The 15,088-nt window shown below is 39.5% G+C and carries 16 protein-coding genes and 1 tRNA gene; 7 read left to right on the top strand and 10 right to left on the bottom strand.

Annotated elements, in window-relative coordinates:
* Positions 1-10: 10 nt before the first annotated feature.
* Positions 11-958 (bottom strand): sulfite oxidase-like oxidoreductase, encoded by a 948-nt coding sequence (locus tag QXR92_06370; protein MEM0319622.1) that lies wholly within the window; start codon positions 956-958, stop codon positions 11-13.
* Between the two features lie 179 nt (positions 959-1,137).
* Between QXR92_06370 and QXR92_06375 the strand changes: the two genes are divergently transcribed.
* The 4 genes from QXR92_06375 to QXR92_06390 all read left to right on the top strand — a co-directional run bounded on the left by QXR92_06375 (position 1,138) and on the right by QXR92_06390 (position 3,687).
* Complete coding sequence (locus QXR92_06375) at positions 1,138-1,458, top strand: NADH pyrophosphatase zinc ribbon domain-containing protein (GenBank protein MEM0319623.1); 321 nt, start codon at positions 1,138-1,140, stop codon at positions 1,456-1,458.
* A gap of 85 nt (positions 1,459-1,543) precedes the next feature.
* Complete coding sequence (locus tag QXR92_06380) at positions 1,544-2,719, top strand: hypothetical protein (GenBank protein ID MEM0319624.1); 1,176 nt, start codon at positions 1,544-1,546, stop codon at positions 2,717-2,719.
* A gap of 16 nt (positions 2,720-2,735) precedes the next feature.
* Entirely contained in the window at positions 2,736-3,035 is a 300-nt protein-coding gene (locus QXR92_06385; GenBank protein MEM0319625.1) for a KEOPS complex subunit Pcc1, read from the top strand.
* 4 nt (positions 3,036-3,039) lie between these two features.
* Positions 3,040-3,687: a 30S ribosomal protein S3ae gene (locus QXR92_06390; protein ID MEM0319626.1), complete on the top strand. Its 648-nt coding sequence runs from the start codon at positions 3,040-3,042 to the stop codon at positions 3,685-3,687.
* Positions 3,688-3,748: 61 nt separating this feature from the next.
* On the opposite strand, the gene QXR92_06395 is transcribed toward QXR92_06390, so the two are convergent.
* The 4 genes from QXR92_06395 to QXR92_06410 form a co-directional block, all read right to left on the bottom strand.
* Positions 3,749-4,492 carry a hypothetical protein gene (locus QXR92_06395; GenBank protein MEM0319627.1) on the bottom strand — a complete coding sequence of 248 codons (744 nt, stop codon included), beginning with the start codon at positions 4,490-4,492 and terminating at the stop codon, positions 3,749-3,751.
* Between the two features lie 66 nt (positions 4,493-4,558).
* Positions 4,559-4,792, bottom strand: a complete 234-nt coding sequence (locus QXR92_06400) for a hypothetical protein (protein MEM0319628.1) — start codon at positions 4,790-4,792, stop codon at positions 4,559-4,561.
* A gap of 1 nt (position 4,793) precedes the next feature.
* Positions 4,794-5,570: a DUF72 domain-containing protein gene (locus QXR92_06405; protein ID MEM0319629.1), complete on the bottom strand. Its 777-nt coding sequence runs from the start codon at positions 5,568-5,570 to the stop codon at positions 4,794-4,796.
* Positions 5,563-5,979 carry a hypothetical protein gene (locus tag QXR92_06410; protein MEM0319630.1) on the bottom strand — a complete coding sequence of 139 codons (417 nt, stop codon included), beginning with the start codon at positions 5,977-5,979 and terminating at the stop codon, positions 5,563-5,565. The genes QXR92_06405 and QXR92_06410 overlap by 8 nt, the downstream gene beginning before the upstream one ends.
* A gap of 210 nt (positions 5,980-6,189) precedes the next feature.
* Here QXR92_06410 and QXR92_06415 point away from each other — a divergent pair, with 210 nt between their 5' ends.
* The 3 genes from QXR92_06415 (at position 6,190) to QXR92_06425 (ending at position 10,568) form a co-directional block, all read left to right on the top strand.
* Positions 6,190-7,446: a M20 family metallo-hydrolase gene (locus QXR92_06415; protein MEM0319631.1), complete on the top strand. Its 1,257-nt coding sequence runs from the start codon at positions 6,190-6,192 to the stop codon at positions 7,444-7,446.
* 99 nt (positions 7,447-7,545) lie between these two features.
* Entirely contained in the window at positions 7,546-9,108 is a 1,563-nt protein-coding gene (locus QXR92_06420; GenBank protein MEM0319632.1) for a hypothetical protein, read from the top strand.
* Positions 9,105-10,568, top strand: a complete 1,464-nt coding sequence (locus QXR92_06425; protein ID MEM0319633.1) for a hypothetical protein — start codon at positions 9,105-9,107, stop codon at positions 10,566-10,568. Before QXR92_06420 ends, QXR92_06425 begins: the two co-directional genes overlap by 4 nt.
* An 85-nt stretch (positions 10,569-10,653) precedes the next feature.
* Here the strand turns inward: QXR92_06425 and QXR92_06430 are convergent.
* The 5 genes from QXR92_06430 to QXR92_06450 form a co-directional block, all read right to left on the bottom strand.
* A tRNA-Val gene (locus QXR92_06430) sits at positions 10,654-10,728 on the bottom strand.
* A 119-nt stretch (positions 10,729-10,847) separates the two neighbouring features.
* Positions 10,848-11,441 (bottom strand): hypothetical protein, encoded by a 594-nt coding sequence (locus QXR92_06435; protein ID MEM0319634.1) that lies wholly within the window; start codon positions 11,439-11,441, stop codon positions 10,848-10,850.
* Between the two features lie 114 nt (positions 11,442-11,555).
* On the bottom strand, positions 11,556-12,980 hold the full coding sequence (locus QXR92_06440; GenBank protein ID MEM0319635.1) for a Tm-1-like ATP-binding domain-containing protein: 1,425 nt from the start codon (positions 12,978-12,980) through the stop codon (positions 11,556-11,558).
* A gap of 2 nt (positions 12,981-12,982) precedes the next feature.
* The gene (locus tag QXR92_06445; GenBank protein MEM0319636.1) at positions 12,983-13,840 is read right to left on the bottom strand and encodes a phosphoenolpyruvate hydrolase family protein; all 858 of its coding nucleotides are present in this window, start codon (positions 13,838-13,840) and stop codon (positions 12,983-12,985) included.
* 240 nt (positions 13,841-14,080) lie between these two features.
* On the bottom strand, positions 14,081-15,061 hold the full coding sequence (locus tag QXR92_06450; GenBank protein ID MEM0319637.1) for a hypothetical protein: 981 nt from the start codon (positions 15,059-15,061) through the stop codon (positions 14,081-14,083).
* Between the last annotated feature and the right edge of the window lie 27 nt (positions 15,062-15,088).

Consider the following 15,088-nt stretch of genomic DNA (forward strand, 5'->3'; position numbering starts at 1 on the left):
TTATTCTGCTCTACTGCTGAATTTTCTCTTTGAACCTCTCTTCGTTCCAAACATTTCCCCTCTCGTGGTATCCCAAAGCTTCCCAATATCCGTCTTCATAGTCCTTTCTAAACTCTATCTCGGTTAGCCATTTGGCGCCTTTCCATCCATAGAGGTCTGGGATAAAGAGCCTTGCTGGAAATCCCTGCTCCTCTGTTAATACTTTTCCATTCATCTTTAGAACAATTATGCTGTTTTCGGAGAGAAAATTTTCTATGGGAATTACTGTAGTATATCCATCGGCGGACTTAGCTAGCACCCACTTTGCTTCCTTCTTCACAACAGCAATCCTTCCTAATTCACTTGCGGGGACTCCGCTCCAGTGGACTTTTTTTACAGTCCATCCAGTGACGCAGTGAAAGTCAGAAATAAAATCTTTTATTCCTAGAGACATCAAATCATCGTAGCTTAACTCAAGGGGGTTCCTTACTTCACCTGTTACTCTCAGCTTCCAGCTTCTTAAATCAATCTTTGGCTCACCGAGTATTCTGTATATGACAAAATCTTGTATTACATATTGACCAGGAGGAATATCTGTTCTATTTACCTGATTTTTTCCATCTATCATAATATTCCCCTTTTGCCTATGAGCTGCTAGATCAATTGAGCAATCTTTTGAGGTTGCAATAACAATTGAGATCAGTTTTTTGTTCTTAAGAACGGCCCTTATAGATGCGCATCTCGCATCACCAATCATCAGGTTAAATTTATATAGCATATGATGCTCTCCGAGGCTTTCGTTCTCTGAAAAAACAATCGAAGAATTTTCTATATTCTCTTTTAGCTGAGTCTCAATGAACTTCTTCAAAGTATTGATATCTTCAAATACTATTGTTTCAGTTGGATAGCAGTTGAGCGTCTTATCTATACCTTTTGCACTTAACGAAGCGCTTTCGCTTATGAAGCATTTTAGCTGCATGGCTCATCCTAAAAGATGCTTTTCTTTAAAAGTTAATAATAAGGATTTTATGAAGGAAAAAGCTCTTCGGTGATCAGAGCATTTTAAAAAATTATATCGATTGAGCAAATAAAATCGATTTATTTATATATCAGTTATTCAGTTTAGAAAGAGAGTTATTATCACCTTGAGGAAAAAGAATCAGGGGGAGATCAACCACGAAATTCTGCCCCAAATGTGGCGGCGTAATGGTCCCTGTTAAGAAAGGAAGCCATATTATACTTAGGTGCACCAAGTGCGGCTATGAGACAAAAGTTGGAAAGGAGAAGAAATCGTATGTTTTGAAAGAGAAAGTAAGCGAAAAGGAAAGAACAAAGACAACATCCCTAGTCTCAGAGCCTTCAAAGTTCGGCATTTCAGATGAGGAACAGCAGCAGCGCGTTGAAGACTACTATGAGATAGCTCTCGAACTAATGCAGGAGGAAGGAGAAGAGGGAGGAGAGGAAGGAGGAGAGGAATAGAATTAAATAAATGATCAAGCAATTTTCTCAATAGAATTTCCCTATTTCATGTAAGGGAAATTCGATTTTACAGGGGAAAGTCCAATTGAGCGATTCTAAGTATTTGGAAGCAAATCTTAAAGGGCTCTCTGAAAAAATAGTGGAATATTTGAGCAAAACTGACACAGTGAAGATTTTTGCCTACCCTGATCCTCTCTCATTTCACTCCTCAATTTTGATAGCATCCGTTGCTGCAGAAAAGAAATTCAATGTAAGGATCACTTTAACCGAGACACTTCCAAAAGAACTTAAAGAAGGAGTGATCGTTGGCTTCAATCAGAAGGGAAACGAGCAACAGACAAAGCTAATTAGCATAGGAAAGCAGATCACCATCTCCCAGAAAAACAAAGTTGAGACCATATCACTAAATCCAGTTATTCAGGTTTTTTTGGCTCTGGAGAATATCTCTCTAATGAGCAGTAAACAATACATTGCTTATTCCTCTATATACCAAAATCTAAACATATTGCAGGAAGAGGATCCGCTAATTCTTTTTCTTCAATTAAATACATATTTCAAAATACAGAAAAAGACAATTTCTGTGATTCAGACTTCAAAGAGATCCCTCTTGGACTCCCTTCATCACACAATTGATCCATTCTATCCATCATTTTCAGCAGCAGGACATGACGCAATTTTGAACAAGCTGAGAGAGATGGGAATCAAAGCAGATATCCCCCTCGCTATGCTCAGTGAAGATGAAATGAAGAAGTTGGTTGAAGCACTTCTTTTAAATTTGAGCTATAGAACACAGAAACAGCCAAAGAAGGAGCTCATGAGACCCCTTCTCATATACCAGGTTGGAGAGAGAGAGTATGACCTCAAGGAAATAGGAGAGGCATTGGATATAGCGTTAGAAGTGGCACCTGGCTCTCTTTTCTCTCTCTATTCCAACGAAATTCCACTGGATGGCCTGCTAGCTATCAGGGCACGAGAAATAGGTTGGATTGGACAGATGATGAGGGAGATAATCAACGGTAAAATAAAACAAGATAAAGATGGTTTCTTCCTTCTAAAATGCGATCTTCCTGCCCCAGTTCACTTTATTGGAAACCTGGCTAGAAAGATGGAAGTTGCTGGTCCTGGGAGCATCTTTGCCTGTGTTCAGAATGGAAAGCGAATAACCTCTCTTTTTGAACTGTCACAGGCTTCGAAGGAAGTGAGAAGTTCAATAAAGAACTATCAAGCAACAAATATTTTCCCGTTTGTATCAATCGAATAAAAAGAGGGTAAAAACATTGTCAATACAGGAAATTGGGGCCACGCTTGAGCTTGTTATAGATGATGAGGAAGTAGCAAAGGCAATAATTGACGGGATATCAGCTGATGATGAACCAGAGGGAAAAAAGATAAAAACGAAGGCTTACAGGAAGGGAAATAAGGTAATTGTTGAAATGCAAACCAAGAATCCCGAGGTCCTAACATTAAGGAACACTATTGAGGAATATCTTAGATCAATAGCTACGGTTATTAATGCCTTAACTGCATCAAAAAATGGGACAGAGAAAACGGAAAAAACAGAGAACGTAGGAGGATGAATATATGTCAGCTGCAAAGGGAAGAAGGAAGGAGATTAAGGACTTATGGAGGCAAAAGAAGTGGTACGAGGTCCTAGCTCCTCCAGTGTTTGGGGAAGTCTCAATAGGGAGCATCCCAGCCATAGAACCCTCCAATCTTATAGGAAGAACTATAGAAGCGACCTTATACGACATAACCGGAGATTACAACCAAGTTCACATAAAGCTGAAATTCCAAATAACTAGCGTCGATGGGCATACGGCAAAAACTCGCTTTAAGGGTCATGAGCTAGCAAGAGATTACTTGAAGGTGCTTACAAGAAGAAAAAGTAGCAAGATTCAGGGAATCTTCAAAGTTCAGACAAAGGACGGATATGTCTTGAGGGTTTCCAGTGCTGCATTTACATCGTTCAAGGCGAAAAGCAGTCAGAAGAGAGCCATAAGGAAGATAATGGAAAAAATTATAGCAGAAAAGGCAAAGGAAATGACCTTTGATGAATTGATTCAGGCATTCATGGGAGATACCATAACCTCCGAAATATTTTCGGAGGCAAAGAAGATATATCCTATTAGAAAGGTGGAAATATTCAAATCAAAATTGCTGTTGGTTCCTGGCCCTCACGGCCCTCAAAAAGCAGTAATCGTTCCAGGGAGCCAAGCACTACATCAATAATTTTAATAATACTCTATCCAGTTTTTGACAAATAGATTTTCATTTTATTTCACATGTAGCTTCAAGCAGTTGGGGCAATCCAATAAACTAAGCTTCCTAGCTTGGAGATCTCGGAACTTAGCTTTAGCGGAAGTTGTTCACCGAATATCAGTGAAACAACTCCCTCTGAAGTAAGACCCCTAACAACAGAATAGAATAAATCAACGCTATACTTTGATTCAGCCTTTTCGACTTTAGAGCTTAACGATAAAAGGGGAGCTCCTTCCTTGAGTACAGCTATATAGCTTCTTCCAGAAGATTCGGCCAAGAACTTCAATTCGTTCTGCTCAAAAAGGATTCTAAAATCACCACCAACCCTCTTCAGGTCCTCAGCTATCTCTTTCAAGTCTTTTGTCGCTAGAGATGCTTCAACCTGCATGTCAACCTTAGGCTCTCCAATCTCTTCAGGTTCAGTCAGAGTAATTGGAATTTTGAATGATCTCTTAACCATTTGTTTCTCATTCTTGAATTCTACGTTCAATTCACTGCCTTCAATAGATAACTCCAATGAGTCTCCCCTCACGGCCCTTTTCAAAACCTTGTTTAAATCTGCTGATCTAACTAAGAAAGCCGTTCTTTGGTCTAGCTCGATCTCATCAAACAATTCCGCAGGAATCTTGAGAATGATCATCGTTGTTTTATCTTCACTCAAGCTTCTTATACTTATACCGCTTTCGTCAACAACAATAGGCATTTCATCCAAATTTTTCGATGCCAATGTCATGAATTCCCTGAACTCCGTGGCTTTTCCAAAAATTATCCTCATGTCTCTTCCCTTCACTTTACGATTTGAACCTTTCAAACCGGGAATAAAATATAGATCTTTTTAGTTTTATTCTTTTTTCCCTTCAAGCATATCTTCTATGCTTTTTATTTTCCTATTGAGCTCTTTCTCTGCTGTTTCTTCGCGAACCGGAACATTCCAGGCGGGCTCTCCTTTATAGCTCCATTTTTCTAGTATTATGCTGCATCTGTAGCAAACTCTCAACTTTCTTCCATTGAATTCCACGTATGTCGTTGGAGCATTCCTTCCGCAGATATCGCACCTGTACCAGTATATGCTCAAACTATTCACCAAACAATTTTTTAAATCTAACAGCATCATCTAACATATACACATTGTTGAACAAAACATAAACCTTTTTCCCATTTTCTAGATACTTCAATACTATCCTCTTTAGCCTCTCGAGATCTTCATTTGTATATTTGTACGCATAATTTACTTCCTTCTCTCCCAGACCATGAAGCCTCGTATATATTACATCATTCTCAACTAGCATACCCCTCTTGAGAACATCGGAGCAAATAACTACTCCCAAATCTGAAATTTTTTCGAGAAAACGGACATCCTCTGCATATGCTCCTCTGGGCTCCCAAACTAGCAAGATCCCCTCTCTTGAGAACATAGACAGAGCATTTCTGAAAAACTCAGTTATATTTTCGAGATGTCCTAAATTGTAGGGCATCGATGGAGGGGTTTGAAGAATAGCTGCAAATGCTCCAAGCTCTTTCGCTTGAAAAAGAGAGAGCTTCAATGCTGTGAAATTCTCCTCAGTAGGCTTCAAATATCCGTAGTTACTCCTCTCCCCATCCTCTGGTAGTTTTTTGATTTTCTTCCAAGTAGGAGATTCGGGTGGGTGAGTAACAACCTGCCAAACTTTCATTGAAATTTTTTTCTCTTCTGGTTTCGCTTTTTTTATCGACATTATCCTTCTTTTGCTGAGAAGGTCATAGAATGTCTGCTGCAATTCTACAATATCCACTTGTAAAAAAACACTTGCCATCGCCTTAGGGAAGCCGCAGACACCTATATCTGGCCTATTGCTTTTTTGTGTTCTATCCAACCTTCTCTACCGGTTTAACTGTGACCATATATACTACATCGAGACTCTTTATTTTTTCTTCTACCATTTTTATATCAATATTGGGATCCAAAGGTTCAACTACAGCAGAGCACTCTCCTATTTCACCTCTCTTCACGGTGGAGCATTTTGAGATCAATACATCTAGCTTCATATCGCCCAGTACCTTGCTGAACTCAGCCAGTGCTCCTGGTTTATCCTGTAGCTCCACTCTGATCTCATATATATTTTCAGCGCTTCTTGTTATGGGAGTCAGTACAATTTCCTTCTTTTCGATATCAGCTATTATTACTAGATATTTTCCTTCGTGAACGTCCATGGCTTCCCTTATATACAATGGTATAGTTACTCTTCCCTTCGGATCTATCTTTACTATGCTCGTTAGCTTCATGGTATATAACCCCTCGTTTATTCAACACATTTATTCGTGTTAAAAGGTATATAAACAATGAGGAACCTCCTTTCAAAACCTCTTTCTTATAATGAATTAATATTTACCTAGAAACTCTTCCATATTGGTAAGCATAATAGAAAACATCTTTGAAAAATCGTTAAAGCTTTAATGATCGTTATTACATTATTGCAAATTGGCGAAAAATCTATGGAGCCCGCTTATGGTTCAATATTCAATAAAATTGATGAATACAGAGAAGAAATTGTGAACTTTCTAAAAGAAATAATAAGGATCCCTGCGATTTGTCCTGATTATGGAGGAAAAGGCGAGTTAAGAAAAGCAGAGAGAGTTAAACAGCTTGTGAAGAGTTGGGGATTTGATGAAGTAATTGAGGTTAACTCAGTTGACGAGAGAGCCGAAGGAGGCATAAGACCAAACATAGCATTTCTTCACGGAAAAGGGGAGAGCAGGGTTTGGTTCATATCTCATTTAGATGTCGTACAACCAGGAGAAATTTCTAGTTGGACTATATCCAATCCATTTGAACCGGTCCTAAGAGATAACAAGCTGTACGGCAGAGGATCGGAAGATAATGGACAGGGTATTGTATCAACTTTATTTTCTGCCAAAGCTCTAATTGAAACCGAGGCAAATCTAAAAAGACCTATTGGTGTTCTGCTAGTGAGCGATGAGGAATGCGGATCTAAATATGGCTTACAGCATGTTTTAAACAGTTCTCCCGATCTAATTAGAAAGAATGATCTCGTTGTAGTGCCTGACGCTGGAAGTCCCGATGGCTTATTCATTGAAATAGCGGAGAAATCCATTCTATGGCTTAAGTTCTCCATTGAGGGAAAGCAGACGCACGCATCAACACCAAACAAGGGTTTCAATGCCCATAGAGTTGGGGTTCAACTCGCTTCAAATTTAGACAGAATTCTCAAAAATAAGTACTTCTCTCAGAACTCTCTATTTGATCCTCCTGAAAGCACATTTGAGTTAACCATGGCATCTTCCAGCTCCAACTCACCAAATATAATTCCAGGCAGATACGAATTTGTGCTGGATAGCAGAGTACTTCCAGTTTATCCCTTGGATGAGGTGCTCCAGCTCATAAATAATGTAGTAAGCTACATCGAAAAAATAAATGAGGAAATTATTGACGGGGAAAGATTCCCAAAAATTAAAGTAGATATTCTTCAGAGATTTGATGCTCCCCCTCCAACTCCAGCGGATAGCGAAATTGTCAAATTGCTAAGGGAGTCAATAAAGATTGTGAAGGGCAAAGAGCCGAGGATAGGCGGTGTTGGTGGGGGGACTGTAGCTTCGTTTCTCCGAAAGAGGGGGATTCCAGCAGCAGTTTGGTCAACAATTGATGAAACAGCCCATCAGCCCAATGAATATGCTGTAATTGACAACATCCTGTCGGATGCTAAAGTCTTCTCTCTCCTACCTCTCCTATAGTTCACTATTTTTAAAATTAAAATCACAATACATAGAAGGAATTATAAAAAAAGAAAAATGTATAAACTTTTATATAAAGACCAGCTAGCGAGTGAAATTATGGAAGAGGAAACCTTTTTTTCAAACTATGAAGAAAAATCAATGGAACCATTCTCTCTCCTATTTCTAGAGGAAAATTCATTGAGAGATGTAGCGGAACCGGGATTCTTCAGAGATCTGCTTCTAGATATAGCAGTAAACGAAATAGCTAGGGATGATGAAGATCTGAGAAAGCTCTTCTATATCCTTTTGAAGAGGAAAGAAGAAATATTGTACAGACAGGAGATCTTTAGAGATCTAGAAAACGATGAAATTCTCTCTATAATAAAAAACTTCCAAAGCAAAATGAAAGAAATTCTCAGATTTCGCAAATACCAAGAAGAACAATATGAATATCAGAGGGAAGGCATCTTTATCGAAAACGTCGAAACATATTGCAATGCTATAACAGAACTGGCAGAGGGTCTAAGCAGGGTTTCTCTAGCTTCAGAGGGCTTGAGAAAATTTAGCAAGTTTATTCAGTTGTATGTAAACTCTCCAGGGTTCAATGAATTGAAGAAAAAAGCACAAAGCATTAGTAAAAAGCTCACATCGTTGAATTTTTCAATAACTATCAAAGGAGATAAGGTTATTGTCCGAAAATATGAGGGAGAGATGGAATATACTAATGAAATAAGGATAGCATTCAGAAAATTTGAAAATGAAACAGAGACTGAGGATGTCTTCAAATCCTGGAAAAAGTATCCAGGATACTATAATCATATTGAGGCAAATATTTTGCATTTGCTAGCAATTATATATAAAGAAGAGTTCAATGAATTGAAACTCTTTTATAAAAATTATAAAAACTTCATACATCCCATGATATTGAAGTTTTTTGCTGAAATGAACTTCTATTTATCATATCTAGATTACATCGAACCCTTGAAAAAAATTGGAATGCACTTCTCTCTTCCAGAGCTCGTCGAATCAGCAGAAGAGGTATCAGCTGAGAACACATTTGATGTTGTTTTAGCAAAAAAACAACTGGAGCAAGGAAAAAGAACCGTAGTCAATGACTTTCATTTTGAACCAGGAAAAAGAATTATAGTGGTTACTGGACCAAATTCTGGCGGAAAAACAACTTTCGCTAGAGCGATCGGTCAGATCCATGCATTGGGGCTTTTGGGTCTTCCTGTTCCTGGAAGCAAAGTCAAAATTCTACTCGCTGATGGGATATTCACTCATTTTGAGAGAATAGAGAGAGTTGAAAATCTAAGAGGAAAGCTTGAAGATGAGCTTATGAGAATAAAAAATATACTAAACAGCATTACCGACAGGAGCGTCATAATACTTAATGAAATGCTGAGCTCCACTACGGTCTATGATGCCACATCAATAGGGAGAGAAGTACTTAAAAAAATAATTGAGAAAGGCTCTCTCTGTGTTTTCGTCACTTTTATCGATGAACTTGCTAGAATGGATGGAGTGAAGAGCATGGTGGCGCAAGTTGATCCGAAAGATCCAAGCATAAGAACGTTCAAGATTGTTCCGCAGGAGCCTTCGAGCGCAGCATATGCGTATGCTCTTGCAAGAAAGTATGGCCTCAGCAAGGAAGTTATAAGAGCGAGGTTGAGAAAATGATTCCCGGTTTGATGTATAGAGATAAGACGTTTGAAAAGAATGTGCAATTTGATTCTGAAAACCTTGTTATTGACCTAGGGCTCGACATAATCATCAAGATAATGGGGGGAGGAGATGAATTCATAGAGTCGATCTCTAAAAAAGTTCTACTATCTGGAGGGGAAGATGAGGAAACCGTTATATATAGACAAAAAGTTCTCCAGGATGCCATATCAAACTATGAAACTGTTCTGGAAATGTATAAAATTGTCAGTGAAACTATAGAAAAAATCAGAAGCAGGTTCTTCATAACTGCTGTTCAACGCCCATCATATGTGCTCCACGAATCGATTACAATTCTCAATTTCTTCCTAGAGGCAATTGAGCGGATGAAAAGAGCAATTTCCTTGAAGGAGGGGAACTTTAGCTCTGATGGCTTTAAATCGTTCTTTCACATACTGCTAGAAGAGTTCAATCAAGATTATATTAATGAGTTGCGCACACATCTGAGGAACTTGGAGTTCGAAGACGGTGTAAACCTTAGGGGTGAAATACTAGGAGGAAATAGGCTCGGAAACTTCGTTCTGTTAGTACCTCGAGAAAAGAGCCGCTTGTCATTTCTTCACATCTTCGAAAGAGAATATTCGTTTACACTGGCCCCAATGGATGAAGCAGGAGGTCAAATTCTCGAGGAAATGATTGATAGTGCAGTAGCAAACGTAGCATCTATCATAAAGGATGCTGCTGATAAAGCGCTTAAGTTCTTGCACAATGCTAAAACAGAGCTTGCATTTTATATAGGTTGTGTGAACTTGTACAGAAAGCTCAAATCAATGGGAGAACCATTGACTTTTCCAAAAATCTCCAAAACCTTCAGATTCAAAGGGCTGTATGATATTGCTCTGAGCATATCGAACAATGGAAGGACTGTGAAGAACTCTCTCTACATTGATAAGCAATTAATAATAATAACAGGACCCAACAGCGGAGGAAAATCAACATTTCTGAGGAGCCTGGGTCAAGCCCAATTAATGCTGGGAGTTGGGATGTTCGTTCCAGCAGAGGAATATGAAGGTCCTCTATTCAGAGAAATCCACACTCATTTTAGAAGAGAGGAAAGCACGAAAATGGATGTGGGGAAGCTAGAAAATGAACTTGTCAATATAAAGAACATTGTGGAGAAAATGAACCCAAATAGCTTCTTTCTATTCAATGAACCTTTTTCCTCAACAAATGAAGTTGAGGGGAGTGAGCTGGCAAAGCAACTCATAGATTCTCTATTAGAAGGAGGAGTCGTTGTAGGAATTGTAACTCATTTTTACATGCTAGCGGAAAAATATATGAGAGAACCAGAACTAGCAGCATTCTTGATAGCAGAGAGGAAGGAAGATGGAACAAGAACTTTCAGAATAATTCCAGGAAAACCCTCATACACCAGCTTCGCTAGAGAGCTCTTTGAGAGGATCTTCATGCATAATTGATTTTTGCATTATGCAGCGATAATCTAAGCTATATGCGAATTTCATAACCACATCAAAGTTTCAGAATAAAAAGATTCATGCTCAGTGGGCCCGCGGGGATTCGAACCCCGGACCTCCGCCGTGTGAGGGCGGCGTCCTAACCAAACTAGACGACGGGCCCTCCGATCAACAATCACTGCTAGTAAGGTCTAATAAGTATTTTCAGTCTTTATGCTTTTCTAGTTTGATCATCCCTTCAAGAAAAGGAATGCTTTTTTTAAAAAATATAAGCAATAAGAGCTACTCAAGCTGGTTCCAAAGATTCTCGTTTAGCCCCTTTATTTCTATTTTTCCAGAAAGCTTTTCCCTTATTGGTTCAGCATCTCTCCATTCTTCCTCACTCAGTGGATCGCGACCTACCTTCGTTTTCAGCTCTTTTAGAAAATGCACTGCCTTTCTTCCCCCCTCTTCTGACTTTGGTATGAACAACCATATGTGATAGATGATAGCCGGTCTAAAAGCCCTGGGAATTTCGGCGAAGAAGTCGAGGACAACGAAGTCATTCAATTCAACTCCATCTCTATATAGAACCTTTTTCATCATGGCCACAAGCACTCCTGTAGGTAGGAAAAAAGCGAGAGCAAGATTCTTAATGAGCGAGGAGATTGAAGCACTCATGCCTTTTGCTTCAGCAATTTTCATAAGCGATCTTTGTGCTTCATCTCTGCTAAGTTCTACGAAATTCAAATTCATTTTTCTGCATATATCTACCAGCGGTTTTCTTTTAACGAGACCCAGAGAAAATGTTTTTGAGGCCTCATCTATGAAGCCCTTGCTGAGAAATAGCATAAAAGGCTCTTCAGGATTTATACTCAATAAGAATCCCTCAATCATTTAACAGCATCAATAGTTTAAATATTTTTTGAAAAATAAAATGCATTAATATGTTAAAGCTGAAATTCTGGCTCCTCCTTTACTTCATCCAATGCTTTTTAAAAGGATTGAAAATCATATCAATTTCCAAGGATCTTTGATTATTTTTTCCTTATCCAGTCCCTCAACTTCTGGTATGTTGCCTTTTTTCCAGCTACCTTTTATCATATCATCCAGCATCCTAGCACTAAGCAGAGCGACTTCGGGGTCATTTATATTATAATCTACTACAATGAGATCTAAATTTTCATTTGACAGATCTAATTGCTCCAATAGTGCCTTGAGAAGCCTTCTGTCAGCTTGGGGATCAAACCAAGGAGTATCAGTCCTCTCAAACCTGATTTTCCCATCTTCCTCATAGATCATTCTCTGACAATAAGCTCCAGGTGGAGCGTACTTTGGATTAGCCTGCGGATCATTGTCTATGATGCTAAATCCTCTGAGCGGGAATATCACAGCTGTTGGCCCCCTGCTCTGATTTAGCCTTTTTGCCATGATGCTTCCAACATAATAGAGCTCTTCCCCAGTAGCTCTGATCAAAGTCACAAGCCCTCTGCTGTGCTCATAGACGCATCTGCTTCTGAATTTTTCTGGAACTGTTTCTGGACCCCAGAAATTAATCATATCTACAGCACCAGGGAGAACTACTTGAGGTATGCCTCTCTTCCCCCCTGCAGTGAGTCGAAGCTTGTTCTCTTCACTAGCATTGAGCACACCTCCTGCTACTTCATCAACTAGCTCATGGGTTGTAACGTCCAGAACTCCAATACCAAGACCGGACTCAATCAGCCTCTCCATGACATATCCACCTGTCTTCCCCAGAGCATGAAAAGGTATAACGTCATAGCCCATTTTCTGCAAATAATCCTTGGCCACAATAATGTGAGGCGTTGTATTTCCAAACTGCGTGGCAAATATTGTGGGCATTTGTCTGAATTCATATGGAATTGGACGAGATGCTCCGATCACTGCTGCTGCTACTCTATTGAGAACTTCTGCTTCTATAGCATTTACCCTTTCTCCTCCTGCTAGGTCAGAGATGGACCATACGGGGACTATGTCTGAACCAGCTATGAGTGATCCTGCCTCAGTTATGACCGTGGTGACAATATACTTGGGTATAAACATAGGCAGCTCTCTCATGATAGAAGCAATTAATGACAATCCCGTGGAACCACCCAGCCCTACTATACCATCCAACTCTTTTCTAGCAAGCAATTCTCTAAGGATTTTCCTAGCTCCTTTTATCATTATTTCCTGTGCTTTCGATCTATCAAGAGAGCTTACTTCCTCCATTGAAGAGCCTCCTGCATGGGCAACCTCTTCGTTGCTAACATCCGGCCTTCCAAGCTTCGGAACATACTTTCTCATAGATAGATCTATGAGAAATGCTCTGCCTCCATTTGACTCAACTCTTTCCTTCAAGTAATATCCTTCACACTCCTTAGTATCCAAGGTTACCAGTATTGCGATGTTCGGTCTCGCTCTTTCATTGCTCAACTTCACTGCACCTTTATCTTCACATTTTTGAATGCTCTGATTTGTTCAGATACTGCCCTTTCCGTTGGCAGTCTCTCAAATGTTGTTGCTCCAAAGAATCCGTGAATTCCCTTAACTCTTTCAGCTATGTATTTCCAGTCATCTATATCTGATACAGGTCCTCCATGCACAAGGATAATAGCATCAGGTTTCTGACTTCTAGCTATTTCTGCCCACTCGCTCGCTCTCTTTGCTGCTTCTTCCAAAGTTATCGTAGTTCTAGCACCAATTGTACCCTTGGAGGTCAGCCCAAAGTGAAGAACCAATATGTCGGCACCCGCTTTCAACATAGCAGAGATATCATTTTCATCAAATACATAGGGAGCAGTGAGCATATCAAGTTCATGAGCTATTCTTATGGCCTCAATTTCTTTATCATACCCCATGCCAGTTTCCTCAAGATTTGTTCTGAACAGAGACCCCTTATCAATAAGCCCTACAGTTGGAAAGTTTTGAACACCGGAAAAGCCCAATTCCTTCAAATATTGAATGAACTTCATCATTCGAGTTCCCTGATAGAAAGGATGGGTTCCAGTCACACCAGCCAATACGGGAGTTGCTCTAACAACGCTCAGCACCTCCGGAGCAAGATCAAGGAGCACCTCATGGGCATCCCCATATGGCATCAATCCAGCAAGCGAACCAAAGCCTGCCATTCTGTATCTGCCAGAATTATATATGATTATCAGATCAGCACCCGCGATCTCTGCCACTTTAGCTATTATACCTACACCTGCCCCGACCCCCAATATGGGTTCTCCTTTAGAAATCTTTTCATGCATTTTTTCCAAGATTATTTTTTTAGGTATATAATCTGCCATGATTATTACCGATTATAATTGCATATGAACTTATAAAAAAATTAAAGCCCCTTGTCTCTCTCCTTTTTCTGAACAGGATAGAATATTCTAACATTATAAAAAAACATTTAGAAGATCAAGGATAGCAAACAATCCTACTTAATATAATAATCAAATAGCTTCGTTCTTTCCTTTCCTGATTTCCTATTCCTATCTAAAAAGAGAAAGCTTTCAGCATTGTAAAAATTGTAAAATAGGAGGTCAGAGAAAAGCTGCTATTAACAATGAAGCGAAGCTCGTCATTGCAACCAGGATATAAACAACAATTACTATTTCCTTTTCGCACAGTTCATCTGTAATAGTCAATATGTGAACGAGTGTTATTGGTGCCTCTTTGTTCAAATTAGCTCTAATAGTATTTCTCTCTCTATTTGGAACGGTTGGTCTTTCCTTCAGATTATGATGCTCAATTATTCCTTTTATACTGCTCAAAATTGTGAATCCATTGGCAACAATGGGCATTGCCGAAAGGGCCAAAAAGATCTCAACCTTTCCCCAAATTGCCACAAGGGCTAACAGTGTCCCCCAAGACAGAGATCCAGTGTCTCCGTTGAATGTTTTTCCCGGATGAAAGTTTCTCGGAATATAGCCTATTAGAGAGAGCAAAGCAATCGTAATAAGAACTATTGAGGAATCAAATCCACCATCCCAACTCAGGCCCCTTCCTTCAAGAAGAAAAATTGTTGCCATCATTGAACTTAACAGAATCATCGTTATTCCAGGAGCTATCCCTGTAAAGGTATCAGCCATGTTTATAGCATTTGAGGCTACAGCAAAAATTACTGGAAGGAGCAAAGGATAAACAATTGTCATTCTAACATTCCCAATTACCGGAATGTAAACCCATGGAGCGTAGAGACCCAATGCAGCAACAATTATTCCAGGCACTGCAGTTAGTAGAACCTTCTCTTTTCCACCAAGCCTCTTCACATCATCATACAGCCCTATTAACCCTGCGATCCAAACCAGCACTGTTCCGACAACTAAATACCTCATTGAAATGGGCGTCCCCTCAATTTTTGCTCCTGCCATGTATAAAATTAGGGAAGCTGTCCATCCTAAGAGAAACCCCAATCCACCAGACTTGGGAAGATATCTTCCCTCCTCTTTGTGAGCATCCTCCCCTACAAGACCAACTCTAACTTCAAAGCGCTCAACTGCTCTAGTGAATATATTTGTCAAAAAGGGGGCAGCCAAAAGAGATAGGAA

The organism is Fervidicoccaceae archaeon (assembly GCA_038734945.1).
Taxonomy (GTDB): domain Archaea; phylum Thermoproteota; class Thermoprotei_A; order Sulfolobales; family Fervidicoccaceae; genus ARK-14.